The organism is Psychrobacter sp. CR212, from assembly GCF_059693765.1.
This window is the reverse complement of sequence record NZ_JCATIF010000006.1, coordinates 128,559-148,559: the sequence shown is the minus strand read 5'-3', so window position 1 is coordinate 148,559 and position 20,001 is coordinate 128,559. Positions and strand designations below refer to the sequence as shown.

Below are 20,001 nucleotides of genomic sequence, written 5' to 3'. Positions count from 1 at the left end.
AGCGATAAACAGTTAATGGCGCACCCTGGTCAGACCAGTTACGCTATGTGTTCTAAAGTCTACTGAATCAGCTTGTAATAAGACTACGAGCGGCTCAATAACAACGGAAACTTAAGCAGTTGCTTCAGTTTGTGCTGCAGACTTGTTGTAAGCTTTTGCTAATGAAGCAACGCGATCTGAAGGTTGTGCACCTTTTGCGATCCACGCATTGTACGCTTCCATGTTTAGGCGTACTGCTTCTTCAGACTCTTTAGCGAGTGGGTTAAAAAAGCCGATGTTTTCAATATAGCGACCGTCACGCGCGCGGCGTTGATCAGCAACAACTACTTGATAAAATGGGCGTTTCTTGGCACCGCCCCGTGCTAAACGAATAACAACCATGTGAATTCTCTCTTTCGCAGGTATACCAAAAAGGGCATAATTATATCACAGTCTTGATTTATTGAAAACATAAACTGTGCTTATTTAATTATTTATTAACAATAGCTTAAATACCCGTCTATGTAAAACATAATCGAGCATAACCGTACGTTTTATACAATCATTAAGGACGATCTATTTTAATCAGTTACTAAAATATACCGCGCTTTAGATTTGGTATTATTAAAATATTGGAGAGGCACATAACAGACTGCTTAAATGAATAGCGTCACAGTAAGATTCATCGATTATGCTATTCTATGGTGTGTTGAAGTAGACTGGCACACCCTACTCTCAGCCGCCATGTTTAGAAATAACCCGCTCTTTCTCCAAAATACAATTGCGGCTTAACTCAAAACCAAATTTAATCAGACATTTTCTTAATCTGCTGGATTTATATGATTACTCCAAACTCAAAGCCCCGTCGCAAAGGTTGGCTGCCACGTTCTTATTCCAATACCTGGCTGACAACCTTGATGGTCGCTTTTATTGTTCTCATAAGTGTGAGTTTGTCGATTTTATTCTTTTGGCGCAGTCTTTATCTGCCAGAACTCAAAAACCATGCGCGTTATTTGACAAGTGAGCTGCGATTAATCAATAGTGTAAATAAAGACTGGCAATATCGTCCTGATATCCGCCAATGGGTGTATCAACATTCTCATGTCGTGGTGGTGAACAACCCCAGTGACTTTCCAGAGGTGGCTGATAAAGCATTTGTGAGCTTCTTTACTGATGTACTTCAGTATGAGATTGGTGCACAGCTGGGTCGACCTGTCGAAGTTTATTTCAAGTTCAAACCAACACCGCAGCTTTGGGTACAAGACAGCCGCGATGACAGTTTCTGGATTCGTGAGCCAGTGGTTTATTACTCGCAGTACAGCCCAACATTGCTCATATTGTTTTTGATTGGTTTGCCTATCTTATCGCTGCTAACGATTATTTTGTTAGCTAGGCAATTGAACCGCCCTTTACGTTATCTACAACGTGCAGCGACTAACTATATTCGTCTGGGTCATGCGACCACACTGCCAACGCAAAAAGGCCCTACCGAGATACGTCAAGTAAACATGGCTTTCAACCGTCTATTTACAACATTAAATCAAGCCCAAAAAGAGCGAACTATTATGCTCGCTGGTATCTCACATGACCTGAGGACACCATTAACTCGTATGCGTTTGACTGCTGAGATGCTACCAGATGATTTTTTTCGTGAAGGGCTAATTTACGACATTGAGGATATGGATGCGATTTTGGAGCAGTTCATCTCATTTATGAAAGACGGCTCCGATGAGCCAGTTAGCTTGACCAATTTGGACACGATATTTAATGAGATCATGGTGCAATTCGCACCCATGAAGTTCGTTTATCAATCAGAGTGTCACAAGGTCATTCCTGTACGCCCCTTATCCATCAAGCGGCTCATCATCAACCTGATCAATAACGCCAATCGTTATGGCAAACCGCCGATTTATCTATCAGCCACGGTGATACCAACATTTATAGAAACGGTTGAAGAAGAAGATAGCGATGTCGTCAGTGAGAACGTTGTCAATAAAGAAGCACAAGAGCAACTGATGATTTGTGTGCGTGACTGCGGTGACGGTGTGGCAGAGGATCAATTGGAGCGTATCATGCAGCCATTTGAGCGTGGGGAGACCGCACGTACTACCCAAGGTAGCGGTCTAGGACTAGCCATTGTAGATCGCATTGCACGGTTACATCATGGCACAGTTGAGGCCATCAATCATCCCGATGGTGGGCTGCAAGTATGTGTGCGTATACCCCTACTCTCTAAAGTTGCTGGAGACAATACTTTGGCTGCTAATGCAGTCGATGACACATCTACAATCGATAGTATTACATCGAATGCAGACCACTCTTAACACTATCGCTCAGACAAACCCTGCGTGGATAAATTAATCTTTGCTACCAATGATAGGTGGAATATATTCAGCACTATTAGTAAATGCTAATGGCTGAGTAATTTCTTCTTTGGCTGTCTTTAGCGTTTGGGTTGTTGATGGCTGCTTTAGAAATAAGTAATAGCCCAGCGTAATCGCATTCAATAGCACCAAGCCACCAAATAAATATGGCATCCTTTGCCTCCTATATTGTCAAACTACCCTAGAATAAGCTGCTGCAAGCATGACACCTGATTATCAAAATATTGGTAATCAGGTTCGTTTAATGATGACAACTTTTTACTTGTCATTATTGTTCAGTATTATTCAGCGTTGTTATTTAGTATTGTTATTTAGTGTCAAAATCGCGTTCGCTTTTTTCTTGCGTCAATTCATCAGCAGCCAAAACTTGCGTCAATGGTTTGATAGGCCATGTCATCACAAACCTAGCACCCCCTAGTGAAAGACTCTCATCTACTTTCATACTACCATTAAACCAAAAGGCAATGCGCGATACAATAGACAGACCTAGGCCGTAGCCGCCTGATGCTCGTGTACGGCTATCATCCAAGCGCGAAAACGGTATAAATACTTTTTCACGATCAGCCTCAGGAATACCATGACCGTCATCTTCGACGCTAACGAAAGCATTGCCCTTTTTAACACCAGCACTCACGATAATAGTAGTTTCAGCATAACGTAAAGCATTACCTGCAAGATTCTGAATCACACGGTGCAGATAGCGTCGATCAGCAATCGCGGTTACTTTCGCATTTGGCAAGTTGGTCACTATTTTAATCGGCTTACCTAGTGCATTGGTCTCACGCTCAATCTGCTGTAGCAGCTCTCTGAGATTTACTGGTTCTAAATCTAATTTTGGCGAGCCCTCTTCGAGCTTGGCATAAGTCAAAATCTCATCAATCAAGCCATTAAGTGATTCGATATCTTCATCGATATAGTCACGCTGCATAAAGCGTGAATCTTCGTCATCAGTATCAGCCAGCATATCTACCGCAAATCGAATACGAGCAACTGGCGTACGAAGCTCATGTGATACGGCTCGCGTGAGCTCTCGTTGCGACTCAATCAAACGCTTTATATGTGACGTCATTGCGTTAAAGGTGGCTGATAAACGTGCGATCTCATCTTGCCCAATGACTTGTACTTGAATATCAAGGTTGCCTTTACTCACCTCATTAACACCAACTTGAATCAGCTGTAGCTTGCGCTCAAGTGGGAAAATGAGCGCATAAACACCCAAACTGATTAAAAACATACTAATCAGGATCATACTAATAATCAAATTAAGTGGAAACCAGTTAAATAAGGGTACAGGGCCTATCAAGACTGCCATATCATTGATTTCAGACGGAACCACTATCTTGATGGCCGAGCTACTGGTACTACTATTAGGGTCTTGTAATGAGATGACCACTTCATCGCGGCGTAGGCGTGACATTTGATCTGAATCTAAATCGAGCGTGTTAACAGGCACAAATGCCAGAGGAAAAGAAAATTTCTCCTCAAGTTCGGCCAAGCGTGCACGTTTATCAGACAAGGTGACTTCATAAGACAAATCGTCCAATAAAAAGACCGCAATTGCTCTGACTTGCTGCTCCGTAACCTCCGATATCCGTGCTGTTAAGACATTCTCATTATCCGGCAAGCGATAGTAAACATCTGCATACACAGGCTGTTCGACATAACGCACAACGGTATTGTCATTTTTAAAGCGTCGTAGCTCGCTGGCAGTAAAATCTACTTCATCAATAGGTATGATTTTGAAATTTGCACCAAACAAACTACTGGCATCAGACAGCCAGTATTCACGCTCTTCTGCAGTATTTTGGTGAGAGATACCTTCGCTCACCAAATGAAAAGCCCCCATTGCCATGTTTTCACGATAGGACTGTACACGCTCCTTATTGATAGTACCCATCAATAACTGCGCAAACAATGCTACGCACAAACAGACTATGAGTAGTCCAGCATAGATACGAACAAAAATACTGTGTTTTAAAGAAGAGACTAATGACATACGTGCCGTGACCAACTTAATGAATAAAAACTGCTGATATCTTATAGCCTATGAACACTGCTATATTACTAATATCAAGCTCTGTAGAATAGAATGATTAAACGCCAAATAATATACTCAAGTTCATATACCATTGTGTTCCATAAAAAACGTGCAAATAGTTTATGTATTTAATCAGCGTCTATAATAATTGCTTAATTAAACCACATAACACCGTATTTAAGTTTAAAAATTAAAATTTAGCCACAAAAAAACCAGCATAATGGCTGGTTTTTTTGTGAAGTGATTCTCAATATTTCATGATTATATGAATCAGTTCGACCTAGTTACCTTCTTTCACGAACAGGTAGCCTTTACTACGTACTGTTTTGATACGTTTTGGGTTCTCTGGATCATCACCGATTTTTGGACGGATACGCGAGATACGTACATCGATTGAGCGGTCTTGACCATCATATTCAATACCGCGCAGGCGCTCAAAGATATCTTCACGCGATAAAATGCGACCAGCATTCGATGCAAGTAACCATAATAAGTCATATTCGGCGCTAGTAAAATCTACCAGCTCATCACTAAGCGTGACTGAACGACCACCGTTATCGATGACTAGCTCGCCAAACTCTAGACGCTGTGGCACATCTTCTGATGGTGCATTTTCTGAACGACGTAGCAACGCACGAATACGAGCTAGTAGTACGCGCGGCTGAGCGGGTTTGGCAACATAATCATCAGCACCCATCTCAAGGCCGAGTACTTGATCCATATCTTCAGTACGGGCAGTCAACATCAGAATTGGATTTTGATAATGCGGACGCACTTCACGGCATACGGTCAGACCATCGCTACCAGGAAGCATAACATCAAGTACGACCATGTCTGGTTGCTCATTGACGATACGGCGAATAGCGCGGTTACCATCAGTTTCAATTGCTACTTCTAAACCATTTTTGACCAAGTAATCTTGAGTCAACATGGCCAGACGCTCATCATCTTCAACAATCAAGATTCGGGGGGTGTTGTCTTCTTCAGTCGTTGTCATTGTTATATCCTCTAATACATCTAATTTAAAAGCAGTAAAAGTAAGAGCGGTAAAAATTAATAGCACCATAAAGTGGCACAATCGATGTTCGTATAGCTGTTACAAACTTAGCAGCACAGTATACTATTAAACGTATCGCTTCCCATACTATAGCTGATAGTCGTTAACAAAACCTATAAACTATATCGAATAAAACTTTAGTTTACGTCCAAGAATAAAGTGATTTGTCCTCTACTGGCTAACCGTTTTATTCTGATTTGCCAATCACTGCCTAAATACATATAAATTGTCAAAATGAGTGATACATTACGCTTACATGCGCTCAATCATCACTCCCTATTTACAATGTTTCATTGTCTAATATAACGACATATTACGATTGTCGCCAGTCACTTTTGGACAAATTCTCATATTATTTTATGTGACAATGGATGAGTGGCTATATTTTAAAGAAGACATGAATGATGGATTCATCTATTTGAATTTAGTGAATTTAGCTTAAAAAAGACTGACAATAAAAAACCCATAGGCACAAAAAAACAGTCCATAAAGGACTGTCTTATTGTTGCTTGAGGATCCAAGCTAAAAATATCTAACCACAACTCTGCTTTACGCGCGGTTTTTGTACTTACGAATAGTTTGTAATTGTCCAACTGACTCTGCAAGCGACGCTAAAGCTGCATTGGTTTGTAGTGTATCAGACTGATTGACCAGCATTTGCTCTGCTTTTTTGCGTGCTTCAACGATTTTGCTTTCGTCAAGATTATGCGCACGCATAGCGGTATCAGCCAATACAGTTACCATTTTTGGTTGTACTTCTAGTACACCACCTGAAACATAAATGATTTCTTCTTCGCCGTTTGCTTTTTGCACTCGCATTGCACCCGGTTTTAGCAAAGTAATCAGCGGTGTGTGACCTGGCAATACACCAATCTCGCCTTCGGTACCAGTAGCTATTAACATGCTAATTTCGCCTGAATACAACTCTTCACGAGCACTTACGACGCGACATTGTAACGTTGCCATACTTAACTCCTTACCATCAAAGCGCAATCAAAAAACAGTAAACACTGCGATGCGTTACTAAAGAGTAGATATAAAATTTATATTATACCTACTCATTAACTCATGCTCATACAACTTACGCTGCAGAAGACTTCATTTTTTCAGCTTTAGCAACAACTTCATCGATGCTACCAGCCATATAGAATGCTTGTTCTGGCAGGTCATCATACTCACCTGCGATGATTGCTTTAAAGCTAGCAATGGTATCGCGTAGTGGTACGTATTTACCAGGTGCACCCGTAAAGACTTCAGCGACGTGGAATGGCTGAGACAAGAAGCGCTGAATCTTACGAGCGCGATAAACAACCAATTTATCTTCTTCTGATAGCTCATCCATACCCAAGATAGCAATGATGTCTTTAAGCTCTTTATAACGCTGCAATACTTCCTGAACACCACGAGCAACGTTGTAATGCTCTTCACCGATAACTTGTGGATCTAGCTGACGCGACGTCGAATCTAGTGGATCAACCGCAGGATAGATACCCTGTGATGCGATATCACGGCTTAGTACGACTGTTGCATCCAAGTGAGCAAACGTTGTAGCAGGTGATGGATCGGTCAAATCATCCGCAGGTACGTATACCGCCTGAACTGAAGTAATCGAACCTGACTGCGTTGACGTAATACGTTCTTGCAGTAAGCCCATCTCTTCAGCAAGTGTTGGCTGATAACCAACCGCTGATGGCATACGGCCAAGTAGTGCTGATACTTCTGTACCCGCTAGTGTATAGCGGTAGATGTTATCAACAAACAACAGTACGTCACGACCTTTGCCAGTAACAGGATCTTTGGTATCACGGAAGTACTCAGCCATGGTCAAACCAGACAGTGCAACGCGTAAACGGTTACCTGGTGGCTCATTCATCTGGCCATATACCATTGCTACTTTAGACTTACTAAAGTCTTCAGTGTTTACAACGCCAGCTTCCTGCATTTCGTGATAGAAATCGTTACCCTCACGAGTACGCTCACCAACACCAGCAAATACTGATAAACCTTCATGTTTTAGAGCGATGTTGTTGATCAGCTCCATCATGTTAACGGTCTTACCAACACCAGCACCACCGAACAGACCAACTTTACCACCTTTAGCAAACGGGCAAAGTAGATCAATAACTTTAATACCCGTCTCTAGTAGCTCAGTGCTGTTTGATTGCTCAGCATAACTTGGTGCTTCACGGTGGATAGACCATTTATCGTCAGCAGTAACAGGACCTTCTTCATCGATAGGACGACCAAGAACATCCATGATGCGACCTAGCGTACCAGTACCTACAGGCACAGAAATCGGTGCACCAGTATTAGTAACAGGTAGGTTACGCTTTAAACCTTCGGTTGAACCCATTGCAATAGTACGTACGATACCATCACCTAGCTGTTGCTGCACTTCTAGGGTGGTTTCGGTACCATCTACTTGCAAGGCATCAAAAATTTGAGGAACTTCATTACGGTTGAACTCAACGTCAAGAACCGCGCCAATAATCTGTACAATACGACCGCTACTCATTGCGTTCTCCTTGAACTTCTATATATAGGTGTAGTCAATTATGAAACAGCAGCAGCACCGCCAACGATTTCCGAGATTTCTCGGGTAATCGCCGCTTGACGCAGCTTGTTATAAACCAACTGTAAATCGTTAATAAGGTCACCAGCATTATCTGTTGCCGCTTTCATCGCGACCATACGTGAAGACTGCTCAGAGGCAATGTTTTCCATTACCGCTTGATAAACAATCGACTCGATATAGCGACCAAGCAATTCATCAATCAACGTCTTGATGTCAGGCTCGTAGATATAATCCCAGCTAAGTTCTGTCTGTAGACCACTGTCTTCATCACCAAATGACTGCTCTGGTAGAGGTACCAACTGATTGACTGTCGGCTTCTGAGTCATCGCATTGACGAATCGGTTATAGACCACATAGATACGGTCAAGTTTACCGTTGCTGTAGTCCTCAAGCATGGCTTGAACCGGTGCATTTAATTGCTCAAACGTTGGTTTGTCACCATAATCGGTCACAGCCGATGTAACATTACCACCAAAGTTTTTGAAGAAGCTGACACCTTTGGCACCGATGACTGCAAACTCAGCTTGTACTGACTGATCTTGATAATCTTGGATACTTTTAGTTAAAGCTTTGAATAAGTTAATATTCAAACCACCCGCTAGGCCACGGTCAGAGGTGATGACAATATAGCCAACCTTATTGACTGGACGCGATACCATATACGGATGTTTGTAGTCTGATGAGGCATGCACCAAATGTGAAATAACCCGGCGCATACTATCAGCATACGGGCGACCCACTTCCATGCGCTCTTGAGCACGGCGCATCTTACTCGCTGCTACCATTTGCATGGCACGAGTGATTTTCTGGGTGCTTTTAATACTGGTGACTTTGGCACGTATCTCTTTTAAGCTTGCCATAATGATTCCAATATAAGAGGGTTAAAAAGCATTGGCGCATGCAACAATCATTTGATATACAACATCACTTTTATAGAATAACATTTTATATCTTGTGGCAATACGCGATCTAATACCGGTCATGGTTAAGACAGTAGCGCCAATATCTAGTCAGACAACGCGCCACTTTTCAAACGACAGTCATAACCACTTCGGCTTAACCCGTTAAATTAATAACTGTGATTTTGTTTAAAGGTCTCTAACGCTGACTTTAAACGACCTGCGATATCATCATTGTAGTTCGCAGTGTCATCAATCTCACGCATCAATTCACTTTGTTCATCATGCATATAACGCAAGTAGGCTTCCTCAAAAGAACCAATCTTCTCGACTGGTACGTCAGCTAAAAAGCCTTCGTTTGATGCATAGATAACCGCTGCTTGCTCAGAGATTGACATTGGCTGATACTGCTTTTGCTTCATCAATTCAGTCACACGCTCACCATGATCAAGCTGTTCGCGAGTGGCGTCATCAAGATCTGAGGCAAACTGAGCAAATGCTGCCAATTCACGATACTGAGCCAGTGCGGTACGAATACCACCAGAGAGCTTTTTGATGATCTTAGTCTGAGCAGAACCACCAACACGCGATACCGAGATACCAGCGTTGACTGCTGGACGGATACCTGAGGCGAATAAGCTAGACTCTAGGAAGATCTGACCATCAGTGATCGAAATGACGTTGGTTGGTACGAATGCAGATACGTCACCAGCTTGTGTTTCGATGATTGGTAGTGCGGTTAAAGAACCAGTTTTACCTTTCACTTCACCGTTAGTGAACTTTTCTACGTAATCCGCGTTTACGCGTGATGCACGCTCAAGTAAACGTGAGTGTAAATAGAATACATCACCAGGATAGGCTTCACGACCTGGCGGACGACGTAGCAATAGTGAAATCTGACGATAAGCAACGGCTTGCTTTGATAAATCATCAAATACAATCAGTGCATCTTCACCGCGGTCACGGAAGTATTCGCCCATCGTACAACCTGAGTAAGGCGCGATATACTGTAGTGCTGCAGGCTCTGATGCTGAAGCTACCACAACAGTGGTGTATTCTAGTGCGCCAGTTTGCTCAAGCTTACGTACCACGTTAGCGATGGTCGAACGTTTCTGACCGATAGCCACGTATACACACTTAATGCCTGAAGCTTTCTGTGCGATGATCGCATCGATAGCCATTGCTGTTTTACCAGTCTGACGGTCACCAATGATAAGCTCACGCTGACCACGACCGATTGGGATCATAGTATCAACGGCTTTATAACCGGTCATCACTGGCTGATCTACTGACTGACGATCGATAACACCAGGGGCGATCTTTTCAACTTTGTCAGTCATCTTGGCATTGATAGGACCTTTGCCATCAATAGGATTACCCAAAGCGTCAACAACACGGCCTAGCAGCTCAGGACCTACGGGTACTTCAAGAATGCGACCAGTACAATAGGCTTTTTGACCTTCTTGTAATTTTAGGAAGTCACCTAGTACTACTGCACCAACAGAATCACGCTCTAAGTTAAGCGCCATTCCGTAGACTTCACCTTCAAACTCAATCATTTCGCCGTACATGGCATCTTCAAGACCATGAATCTGCACGATACCGTCAGATACTTTGACAATCGTGCCTTCATTCTTTGCAGTTGCACCCGCATCAAGGTCTTGAATACGCTGCTTAATCAGGTTACTGATTTCCGCTGGATTCAATTGTTGCATTGCCTTGTTTCCTTTAATTTATGATAACCCGCCCACTGACTCAAATGCTCTTACTGTCACGCAGACACTATATGACTGCGTCGATAAATGGCATTAGGCAGTTAGCTGTGTTTTTAACTGTTGTAACTTGCCGCGCATCGAATCATCAATGATTTTGTCACCGACTTTGATTGTAGCGCCTGCCAATAAACTTGGGTCCACTGATTCATGAATGACTATGCTTGCATTTAGTGATGTAGCAAGACGCGTTTGTAGCATTTGACGCTGTTCATCAGTCAATGGGTAGGCAGAAGTCACATATGCGTCAAGCTGCTTTAAGCTTATTGCCTTGTGACGGCGATAATGCTCATAAACTTCAGGAAGCAGCGCCAGACGCTCTTGTTGCGCCAACTGCTTAACAAAATTATTGAGCTGGGGTGATACTTTAGGGTAGCTAATACTGTTACCGTAGCGAGAACCCTTGCTCTCGCCCAGTAGCTGTTTAAAAGCAGAGTCGCTATCACCGGCTACTTGTGAGTCATAAAGATCGACCAAAGCAGCTGACTTATGCTCAGCAGAAACAGCTGGATTGTCTAGCCAAGTACTGAACGACTTGTCATTGACAACAGTGCTAGCGACAAGTAAGAAATCTTCCCACTCGTGTACAGCGCCGTTTTCATTGGCATAGTCAAACGCGGCTTTAGCGTACGGTCGTGCTAAGGTTGATAAGTCAGCCATTATATCCTCACAATTACAGCTTCGCCGCCAGTTGGTCTAACATACTGGCATGTTTTTGCACATCGACTTTGTCTTGCAAAATCTTCTCTGCACCAAGTACAGCCAGTTCAGCAACTTGGGCACGTAATGATTCACGCGCTTGATTGATTTCTTGGTCGATAGACGCTTGCGCTTGTTGACGAATGCGCTCACCTTCCGCTTGGGCTTGCGATTTTGCATCTTCGATGAGCTGATTGGCACTCTTGTTGGCTTGCTCGATTAGAGCGGCAGCCTTGGTCTTTGCAAGATCAAGTTCCTGCTGGACATTTTGCTCCGCGGTTGCCAAATCTGCTTTTGCTTTTTCTGCGGCATTCAAACCTTCAGAGATTTTGCGCTGACGCTCATTGATGGCACCGATAAGTGGTGGCCACACGAATTTCATGCAAAAAACCACAAATATTGCAAAAGCAATGGCTTGACCGACGAGGGTAAAATTGATATTCACGTGATCACCTCTTTGTTAATGAAAAATCAGTTTCATTGATCATGTTTGGTAGTCAAATCTTGACTATATTTAATAGAAAACCCTTGAGCACCAAACATGTACAACTGAGCTTTCGGATTAACCTGCTAGAGGGTTAGCGAACAACAATAGCATAGCAATACCAACACCGATCATCGGAATAGCATCCAAAAGACCTGCTACGATGAACATACGAGTTTGCAACTGTGAGCCAAGCTCTGGTTGACGAGCAACGCCTTCTAAGAATTTGCCACCTAGAATAGCAAAACCAATACCTGTGCCAAGTGCGCCAAGACCGATAAGTAGTGCTACTGCGATAACTGTGTAACCACCTAATACTGGATCCATTGATGTATCCTCATTTACCTATTGAATGTCTAATTAATGTTCAGTTGATGATGCAAGCGACATATAAACTATCGTCAGCATCATGAATACGAACGCTTGAAGTGTAATAACTAAGATGTGGAAGATAGCCCACGGTACCGATAACGCCCATTGAATCCAAAACGGCATTAGAGCAATCAGTATGAAAATCAATTCCCCAGCATACATGTTACCAAACAGACGCAAACCGAGTGATACAGGTTTTGCTATTAAGGTAACTGCTTCTAGGATGAAGTTGATCGGGATCAAAATCGCTTGTACGATTGGGTTCTTGGCACTAAATGGATGCAGTGTTAACTCACCGATAAAGCCGCCCAACCCTTTTTCTTTAATGCTATAAAAGATAATCAGTGCAAAGACAGAGAACGACATGCCAAGCGTGATGTTAGGATCAGTCGTTGGAACAATCTTAAAGAAAACATGATGGGGATCATGACCCATAGCAGCGCCAACTTGGCCAGCTAAACCTGGAATAAAATCAACAGGGATCAAATCCATCAAGTTCATCAAGAAGATCCAAACAAAAATAGTCAACGCCAATGGCGCAATCAATTTTGATGTACCACTGTACGAATCACGAACGTTGTTATCAACAAACTCAACGATCATCTCAACCGCTGCTTGAGTTTTACTTGGTACGCCTGAAGTAACCTTTTTGGCAACCATCCAAAAGATGGTACAAAATAAAATACCCAGACCCACTGACCAGAGCATAGAATCAAGATGGATAGCGTTAAAGCCCATTTGCGCTGCTTCTTCAGCAGTATGAGCGACTTTCCATCCTTCGCCCGGCAGATAACCGTACGTCCAATTCGTTAAGTGGTGAGAGATATATTCTGATGATGTTTGCTCGGATGCCATAATGTAAGCTTCTTATTAATCAACGATTTAATCAACTACCAAAAATATGGTTGTCATCTGATGGGTTTGTTATTTCTATTTGCCCTGCAATTAAGCAAACAAATAAATCATACTAAAAGCACCCATGTAACCAACAACATCCAACCCATAGTTCTATTACTAATGCTATATTTGATAACTTGACATAAATTTTAGCTATCAAAAAAGGGCTTATGATAACTCAGTAATAGCCCTTGCATGTATACGCAAAATTATTATATATGTGCTTGTTTACTGGCCGTTTTTTACGACCGGCGCTTAGTGTAGCGCTTATAAACAAAATATTTAGCTGTCTATATTAATGCAGCGTAGTATTCGTGTAAAGTCAATTATGATTTTATTATCCAATGTATGAATAAGTTAGCTGACAATAACGGCCACTAATATAGTTAGTCGTCCATAACTAAACTGTAAAAATTTAATCATCAATGATATTAGTAGCTAAATTGACTCTACCCTATCATTGTGTCGTTGCATACTACGCCTCATATAAAGGCTCATACTTCGATTTTTATAATCAATGGTGCTGTCATGGGACAGTTTTATACTTTGACTTTTTGAACTAGTCATAGAGAAGTTGGACGGCAGGGTGACTTGCCATTACTATGAATAAATTATCTATGTAGTGATCATTTATTAGCGCTAGCGTATATGCCACAACATCCAACTGTGACTAATTTGCATTACCATAAAACCGATAAATAGCGCAGGTGCCGATAGGGGTTGTACGGTAATAAAAATTAGTGCGAAACCAAACACAGTCAACAGCCATTTAGCCATCTGACCTCGATATAGCTGGCTAACGATATGTTGGCGCACGCGATATCCAGTGTACCAAAAGATAAAAAAAGCAAAAACAACTTGAGTCGTAAAACTGAGCAGCGCACCAATGGCGGCGCTTTTTGCTACAGTAAGCTCACTACGTAACCAAATCGTATCTATAATCCAAGCAATAATGATAAGGATAAACAATATCCATGCTTGCCGTTTGATATAGATGCCTATTTTATCTTTTTGCGTGCGTTTGGCAGGCTTGGTCATCGATATTCCTATAGCCTTTCAGCATTGGGATAATATAGCATACTTACAACACTTTTATCCGTAAATGACTTACTCTACAGGCATTATCTTTAAACCAAAATAAAACGCCACTTATTATAAGGAGACAGCCACTATTAAGCAAGTAAAATATGACTTTTATCAGTCACCTAACGCAACCCACTGGTATTGCTATGTTACGTAGCCGTACCAGATACTTGAAAAACAGCTGTCTCACTCTTTTTAAAACTTTAGCTTATAGAACAACCCTAACAAATAGATTCCTATTCTATGATATGCATTGGTGGATTTGCTGAGCCATTTCTGTCCATCCTTCCACAAAGTCTTCGCTATCGCTCATGTCTTCGATTTGGACAGTGGTATTGATAGGCTGCAATTTGACAAGCAATCCTTTGCTAGCGGTGCCCTGATTGACTAAGCACATTTGTTTGGTTGGACGATTATCATTAAGCCAGCGCAATTGACTTGCTTTTGGGGCAAGGTGATGGTCTGGGCTTAAGCTACCTGCCAGCTTTATTTGTGTGGCATTTTCAATATATTGATAGGCATCGTGATAGGCCCAATAAGGACGCTGTTTTTGTGTGGATTGCTGTATCTTCGCTACAGCATTGTCCATACGCTGTGCAAATTTTTTGGCGTTGGCTTGGTAGGTACTTTTATACTCTGGATTGGCATGGCTATGAATAACAGCTAAGGCACGAGTAATGGCCTTTGCATTTTCAGGATCGAGCCAGATATGTGGATCAAATGTACCCGCAATAGGCTTTCCTTGAATATCACGAAGAGGATGCCGAGTAAAAGCATCAAAAGCAAATAGGTCAATGGCATTAGGTGCCATCTCTAAACTGCCAGTCAGGCTGTTTTCTAATGAGGGACCAAACCAAACCACGAATTTACTGTCTTGAATGGCTTTCTTATCACTTGGACTAATACTGCTATGATGCCCCACATCGCCAGCTTGTAAAATTTGGTTAGCAGAAGGTGTGCCTTCCGTTACGGCTTGACTGAGTAAAAACATGGGATGATTGCTGACACTGACCGTTGCTGCGTGCGCGCTTAATGTAAAAGAGCCTAAGACTACCAATCCTGTAATCAGTAAGCGCTGTAACGTAATGATTGAGCGTCGTAAATAAGTAAAAGCAGAGTTCATGGTAAGCTCTTTAATCAATGAGTAACAAAGTTATGAGTCACAGTGTCGTGCCGCATCATTGGATAAAAAATGATCAATATATATAAGCGAGGTAAGACAACTGATTCGATTTCACGTTTATTATGTTATACTATAACAATAGAAAACGCTATCATAAAAAACGTCATGCGATTACCATGCTATTTTGGGAGCCTGTACTATGTCTACTACCTCATCGAATTGCGAGCATTTACATGATGTGCAAGATTTGACTCCGCATGACGTTATTGAACGCTTAGCAGCAGCAAAAGAGCACTGTCGTCTGAGTGGGGCACGTTTTACCCCTTTGCGCCAGCAAATATATCAGCTGGTTTTAGAGTCTGATCAACCTGTTGGTGCTTATGACTTAATCACGCAATTGCAGCAAATGCGCCTCTTTGAGATGGATGATAGTGATACGCTAAAAGCATCAGGCTTATCAAAGCAATCTGTAGGAAAACCATCAACCAAAAAGCGAGCGCCAAAAAATGTTGCGCCGCCAACGGTTTACCGCAGCTTAGAGTTTTTACTAAGTGAAGGGTTGATTCATCAATTAACGTCTATCAATGCTTATGTTCCTTGCTGCCATCCCAGAGCACAGCACACGGCTGCCTTTTTAATCTGCGATCGGTGTCAGCGAGTTCAAGAATGTAGCAGCTTACCAGTACAAGAAATGATGAGTTTCGCTGAACAAGATGTCGGTTTTACGGTTGAGCGTAGTGTTATTGAGCTGAGTGGTCGTTGCCAAGTTTGCCAGTAAGATTTATTGAGGCTCTTTGGTTGCCTGAAAAGTACGTCGCTGTCCTTGATTGTTTATTTGTATTATCCATTTACCTATTCGTTGTCATCCTATGAGCCTGTCTACCTCACCCCCTAACCAGTCGACTACTGCTATTGTGAATAGTAGTACCACGAATGAAGCTGGCAAACTGCTGAGCTTGAACGACGTCAGCTACCATATCGGCCACCAACGTTTGCTCTCACATATTGATATCGATATTGCAATCAATGAGACCGTCAGTATTATCGGACCTAATGGTGCGGGTAAGTCAACGTTGGTCAAGCTTATTTTGGGTCTGATCGAATCCACAAAAGGCAGTATCACAGCCCATCAACAGCTACAGCTTGGCTATGTACCGCAGCGATTCGCTGTGCCGCCCATATTGCCGCTGCGCGTCTGCGATTTGTTGGGACAAGCAGATAAGAGACGCCTTACCGCTGAGCAGCGAAAGTTTATCTTTGATAATTTATCACTAACGCATTTATTGTCACGACAAATGCTGCACTTATCAGGTGGTGAGACGCAGCGAGTGCTACTGGCAAGGGCGCTATTAGATAAGCCCAATTTACTTATTCTAGATGAACCGATGCAGGGTCTCGATCCTGATACCGAGGTTTGGTTATATCAATTTATCGATGAGTTGCCGGAGTTTTTGCGCTGTGCGATGCTGGTAGTATCACATGATCTGCACTGGGTAATGAAAGGCAGTCGCCGTGTCATTTGTCTCAACAAGCACATTTGCTGTGAAGGACAACCAAGCGAGCTTGCTATGAGCTCTGAGTTTCAAAAGCTATTTGGTCATCATTATGAGCAGCCATATGTGCATCAGCCACATGCTTGCGAGCATCATGCACCAAGCGAGCTATAACGATAATGACCAAAAACAATGATGAACTAAATCGAAAATAGCTAACATCAAATTCGTTAAAGCCAGCATTACCAGACCGATAGACATCACTAACTTTTCTTATAAAAATTTTACGGACACTTCTTATGACCGCTTGGTTAGCCATTATTGCACCTGCTTGGATCGCTGGCAGTATTTTAGCCCTACTATCAGCGCCTTTAGGATGCTTAGTCTTGTGGCGACGCATGGCATTCTTTGCCGATGCTTTAGCACATGGTACCTTGCTTGGAGTCGCACTTGCTGCTTGGTGGCAGTTGCCCATGGGTATAGGTGTGGCATTGGTTAGTGCAGCGGTGGTGCTGTGTCTGGTACTGATGGATGATGACCGTCTACCAGCTGATGCCGTGCTCGCGGTGGTAGCCGTCACGCTGTTGTGTTTGGGGCTATTGACTTTAACGCAGCTTACCAATCAACAAGCCAATGTCTTAGGGTTTTTATTTGGCAATTTACTTGAACTGGACTGGGCGGATTTGCCACTACTCGCTGGTAGTGTACTGGCTGGGTTGGGGCTACTATTGTATATTTGGCCCGCTCAAATAAAACTTGCAACTCATGAAGCATTAGCTCGCATTCAAGGCATTAACCCGACCCGCCAGCGACTATTTTTTATGGGTGTTCTTGCAGGGTTTTGTGCAATTGCGCTACAAGCTGTTGGAAGCTTATTGATCAGTGGTTTATTGGTATTACCTGCACTAACGGCACGCTTATGGTCTTCATCACCAAAACAAATGGTGATCACAGCGTTTATCATTGCGCAGCTCGGCGTGACGCTTGGCGTGTGGGGAAGTATCTGGCTAGATATCCAGACTGGACTCTCTATCGTATTGATATTAGCGATATTGTTTTTTATCGCGCTAATGGTTTCGAAGCTAGCCAAAATAAAATTTCGGTCAGCGCGCTAGCGTGCTGATATATAGGCTATAGCAGCATTATACATCTGCTTTAGTCAACTTTATTTCATTAATATCACTAGAGCTTTCATTGGCTTTATGTTATAAACTTGCTTTACCATTATTTGTACCGATTCACTATATGACTCGTCATTAATTAGTGTTAATAATAGATTAATATAATTTTGAAAATAGTAGATCATTTATCCATATTCGTTCTCGCAATGACCATTGTTTTGATTCGATAAGGGACCGACCCAATGCCGAACTATCCCGTCAATAAAATCAGCACGTCCGATGAACAGATAAATATTTTACAAATTACTGATTTGCATCTATCTACGCCTGTCGCTGCTGATACTGACAGTAGTCATGTCAATGAGGTGGGTGATTGTCAGCGTAATTTTGAAGCTGTACTGCAGCAAGCACTGAGTGAAGATATTCGCTGTGATTTAATTATCGTGACTGGCGATCTGGTCAGTAAAGTAAAGCCCGCCACCTATGACCATATCTTTGATGTACTACAGGCAACCCAAATTCCTTTTGTATGTATCGCTGGCAATCACGATGTGACTGATGAGAATGGTGAAGACTTGCCGTTTTTTCAGCGGACACTCATTGCCCAGCCTGCTGACTCACGCTTACTCAGTCGGCACATCATTGAGAGTGATCACTGGCAGCTACTGTTATTAGACTCGTCTATCGCAGGTAAAGTGGCAGGTGAGATAACCACTACAGATATTGATTGGTTATGCAAACGGCTTGAGGCATGTGATAAGCCTGCGCTTATCGCCCTACACCATCACCTCATCCCAGTAGATTCTGACTGGATTGACACCCATATGGCGCAAAACGCTGAAACTTTTTGGGAGTATATGGCGCCTTTTGAGCATTTACAGGTAATCATTAGCGGTCATACTCACCAAGAGCAGATTCGTTATCGTCAAGGTGTGACTGTTTATAGCACGCCATCTACCTGCTATCAATTTAAACCTTATTCGCATGATTTTGCTTACGATGAAGCTTGCTTGCCTGGTTACCGCTGGTTGCAATTAGCCAACAATGGAAAGGTTGCAAGCTGGATTGAAAGACTGGATACTTAATGCCCATGTTTATTGGTGCATAAAATAGCTATAGCGCTTATACCTCAAGGATTTAGCACCTATTAACTGAAGTGGCAGTAGAGAGTAGATTAAGAAAAAATGAGATCAGGATAAAAAATAACTTCATTATTATTAAAAACAATGATACAACTTGTAAAATGAAGCGAAATGGCCTGATATCTCACATTAGTCAGCAATATAGTAGCTAAAATCGTTTTTCACAGTCAGTCATTTACCACATGATTGCAGCCATGCTATTGAACGAAAATTTTGCATCGCAGTATACCTAAGCAATGGTGTGTCGATACCGATAGACCAGCATAACGATATTATTTGATCAGCTGTGTTACTTGTGTTACCAAGTGGTAAAACGTTTGATAAAAGGACAAATTATAGCGTTTGTAAAACTGATAACGTCTTGTCTTTTGATACGTCGTTTTATTGAATTAATTTGAAAAAGTAGGATACCCATATGAGCACCGTGACCACAAATCCAAGTGAAGTCAAGTTTACTCCTTATGTGCCAGCCCCAGACGAAGAGTATATGTCTGATGCACAGTTAGAGCATTTTAAGGCGATTTTGTTGGAATGGAAAAACCAACTGATTGGCGAAGCGGATCGTACCAAAAGCTACATCCAAGACGAATCAAGCGCCATGCCTGATATCAATGACCGTGCAACTCAAGAAGAAGAGTTTGCGCTAGCCTTGCGCACACGCGACCGTGAACGCAAACTTATCCGCAAAATCGACAAGTCCATGCTAGAAATCGAAAATGATGACTATGGCTTTTGTGAAACTTGTGGCGTAGAGATTGGTTTGCGCCGTCTTGAAGCACGTCCAACAGCGACCCAATGTATCGACTGCAAGACTTTGTCTGAGATTAAAGAACGCCAAAACCAAGGCGCTTAAATCAGATAGAACTAAGATGACTGTAAAACA

General features: G+C 42.4%; 20 protein-coding genes. 6 read left to right on the top strand and 14 right to left on the bottom strand.

Annotation, left to right across the window (positions count from 1 at the left end; translation table 11 throughout):
* Positions 1-111 precede the first annotated feature (111 nt).
* On the bottom strand, positions 112-381 hold the full coding sequence (gene rpsP / locus AC58CZ_RS11575) for a 30S ribosomal protein S16 (protein WP_021812802.1): 270 nt from the start codon (positions 379-381) through the stop codon (positions 112-114).
* 437 nt (positions 382-818) lie between these two features.
* On the opposite strand from rpsP, the gene AC58CZ_RS11570 reads away from it, so the two are divergent.
* A complete protein-coding gene (locus tag AC58CZ_RS11570; RefSeq protein ID WP_494224551.1) occupies positions 819-2,303 on the top strand; it encodes an ATP-binding protein in 1,485 nt (494 codons plus the stop codon).
* A 33-nt stretch (positions 2,304-2,336) separates the two neighbouring features.
* Here AC58CZ_RS11570 and AC58CZ_RS11565 read toward each other — a convergent pair whose 3' ends face one another.
* The 13 genes from AC58CZ_RS11565 to AC58CZ_RS11505 all read right to left on the bottom strand — a co-directional run bounded on the left by AC58CZ_RS11565 (position 2,337) and on the right by AC58CZ_RS11505 (position 15,362).
* Positions 2,337-2,516 (bottom strand): hypothetical protein, encoded by a 180-nt coding sequence (locus AC58CZ_RS11565; protein WP_058023511.1) that lies wholly within the window; start codon positions 2,514-2,516, stop codon positions 2,337-2,339.
* Positions 2,517-2,670: 154 nt separating this feature from the next.
* Positions 2,671-4,359: an ATP-binding protein gene (locus tag AC58CZ_RS11560; protein WP_494224550.1), complete on the bottom strand. Its 1,689-nt coding sequence runs from the start codon at positions 4,357-4,359 to the stop codon at positions 2,671-2,673.
* Between the two features lie 322 nt (positions 4,360-4,681).
* Entirely contained in the window at positions 4,682-5,398 is a 717-nt protein-coding gene (locus AC58CZ_RS11555) for a response regulator (protein WP_071002805.1), read from the bottom strand.
* Between the two features lie 609 nt (positions 5,399-6,007).
* Entirely contained in the window at positions 6,008-6,424 is a 417-nt protein-coding gene (locus AC58CZ_RS11550) for a F0F1 ATP synthase subunit epsilon (RefSeq protein WP_071002804.1), read from the bottom strand.
* A 115-nt stretch (positions 6,425-6,539) separates the two neighbouring features.
* Complete coding sequence (gene atpD / locus AC58CZ_RS11545; protein ID WP_058023507.1) at positions 6,540-7,973, bottom strand: F0F1 ATP synthase subunit beta; 1,434 nt, start codon at positions 7,971-7,973, stop codon at positions 6,540-6,542.
* Positions 7,974-8,011: 38 nt separating this feature from the next.
* Positions 8,012-8,893 carry a F0F1 ATP synthase subunit gamma gene (gene atpG / locus AC58CZ_RS11540; protein ID WP_058023506.1) on the bottom strand — a complete coding sequence of 294 codons (882 nt, stop codon included), beginning with the start codon at positions 8,891-8,893 and terminating at the stop codon, positions 8,012-8,014.
* A gap of 209 nt (positions 8,894-9,102) precedes the next feature.
* Complete coding sequence (gene atpA / locus AC58CZ_RS11535; RefSeq protein ID WP_494224549.1) at positions 9,103-10,647, bottom strand: F0F1 ATP synthase subunit alpha; 1,545 nt, start codon at positions 10,645-10,647, stop codon at positions 9,103-9,105.
* Between the two features lie 93 nt (positions 10,648-10,740).
* Positions 10,741-11,364 carry a F0F1 ATP synthase subunit delta gene (locus tag AC58CZ_RS11530; protein WP_058023504.1) on the bottom strand — a complete coding sequence of 208 codons (624 nt, stop codon included), beginning with the start codon at positions 11,362-11,364 and terminating at the stop codon, positions 10,741-10,743.
* Between the two features lie 13 nt (positions 11,365-11,377).
* Positions 11,378-11,848 carry a F0F1 ATP synthase subunit B gene (locus AC58CZ_RS11525; protein WP_494224548.1) on the bottom strand — a complete coding sequence of 157 codons (471 nt, stop codon included), beginning with the start codon at positions 11,846-11,848 and terminating at the stop codon, positions 11,378-11,380.
* A gap of 117 nt (positions 11,849-11,965) precedes the next feature.
* Positions 11,966-12,214: a F0F1 ATP synthase subunit C gene (gene atpE, locus AC58CZ_RS11520; RefSeq protein WP_010197960.1), complete on the bottom strand. Its 249-nt coding sequence runs from the start codon at positions 12,212-12,214 to the stop codon at positions 11,966-11,968.
* A gap of 33 nt (positions 12,215-12,247) precedes the next feature.
* A complete protein-coding gene (gene atpB, locus AC58CZ_RS11515) occupies positions 12,248-13,114 on the bottom strand; it encodes a F0F1 ATP synthase subunit A (RefSeq protein ID WP_058023502.1) in 867 nt (288 codons plus the stop codon).
* Positions 13,115-13,795: 681 nt separating this feature from the next.
* Positions 13,796-14,194, bottom strand: coding sequence for an ATP synthase subunit I (locus AC58CZ_RS11510; RefSeq protein ID WP_494224547.1), 399 nt, complete (start codon positions 14,192-14,194; stop codon positions 13,796-13,798).
* Between the two features lie 286 nt (positions 14,195-14,480).
* Positions 14,481-15,362: a metal ABC transporter solute-binding protein, Zn/Mn family gene (locus tag AC58CZ_RS11505; protein WP_494224546.1), complete on the bottom strand. Its 882-nt coding sequence runs from the start codon at positions 15,360-15,362 to the stop codon at positions 14,481-14,483.
* A gap of 199 nt (positions 15,363-15,561) precedes the next feature.
* On the opposite strand from AC58CZ_RS11505, the gene AC58CZ_RS11500 reads away from it, so the two are divergent.
* The 5 genes from AC58CZ_RS11500 to dksA all read left to right on the top strand — a co-directional run bounded on the left by AC58CZ_RS11500 (position 15,562) and on the right by dksA (position 19,971).
* Entirely contained in the window at positions 15,562-16,140 is a 579-nt protein-coding gene (locus AC58CZ_RS11500) for a transcriptional repressor (RefSeq protein WP_494224545.1), read from the top strand.
* A gap of 91 nt (positions 16,141-16,231) precedes the next feature.
* Positions 16,232-17,029 carry an ATP-binding cassette domain-containing protein gene (locus AC58CZ_RS11495; RefSeq protein WP_494224544.1) on the top strand — a complete coding sequence of 266 codons (798 nt, stop codon included), beginning with the start codon at positions 16,232-16,234 and terminating at the stop codon, positions 17,027-17,029.
* 125 nt (positions 17,030-17,154) lie between these two features.
* A complete protein-coding gene (locus tag AC58CZ_RS11490; protein ID WP_058023498.1) occupies positions 17,155-17,970 on the top strand; it encodes a metal ABC transporter permease in 816 nt (271 codons plus the stop codon).
* 248 nt (positions 17,971-18,218) lie between these two features.
* Positions 18,219-19,061, top strand: coding sequence for a metallophosphoesterase (locus AC58CZ_RS11485; RefSeq protein WP_494224543.1), 843 nt, complete (start codon positions 18,219-18,221; stop codon positions 19,059-19,061).
* 472 nt (positions 19,062-19,533) lie between these two features.
* Positions 19,534-19,971, top strand: a complete 438-nt coding sequence (dksA, locus tag AC58CZ_RS11480; protein WP_058023496.1) for an RNA polymerase-binding protein DksA — start codon at positions 19,534-19,536, stop codon at positions 19,969-19,971.
* The last annotated feature ends 30 nt before the right edge of the window (positions 19,972-20,001 follow it).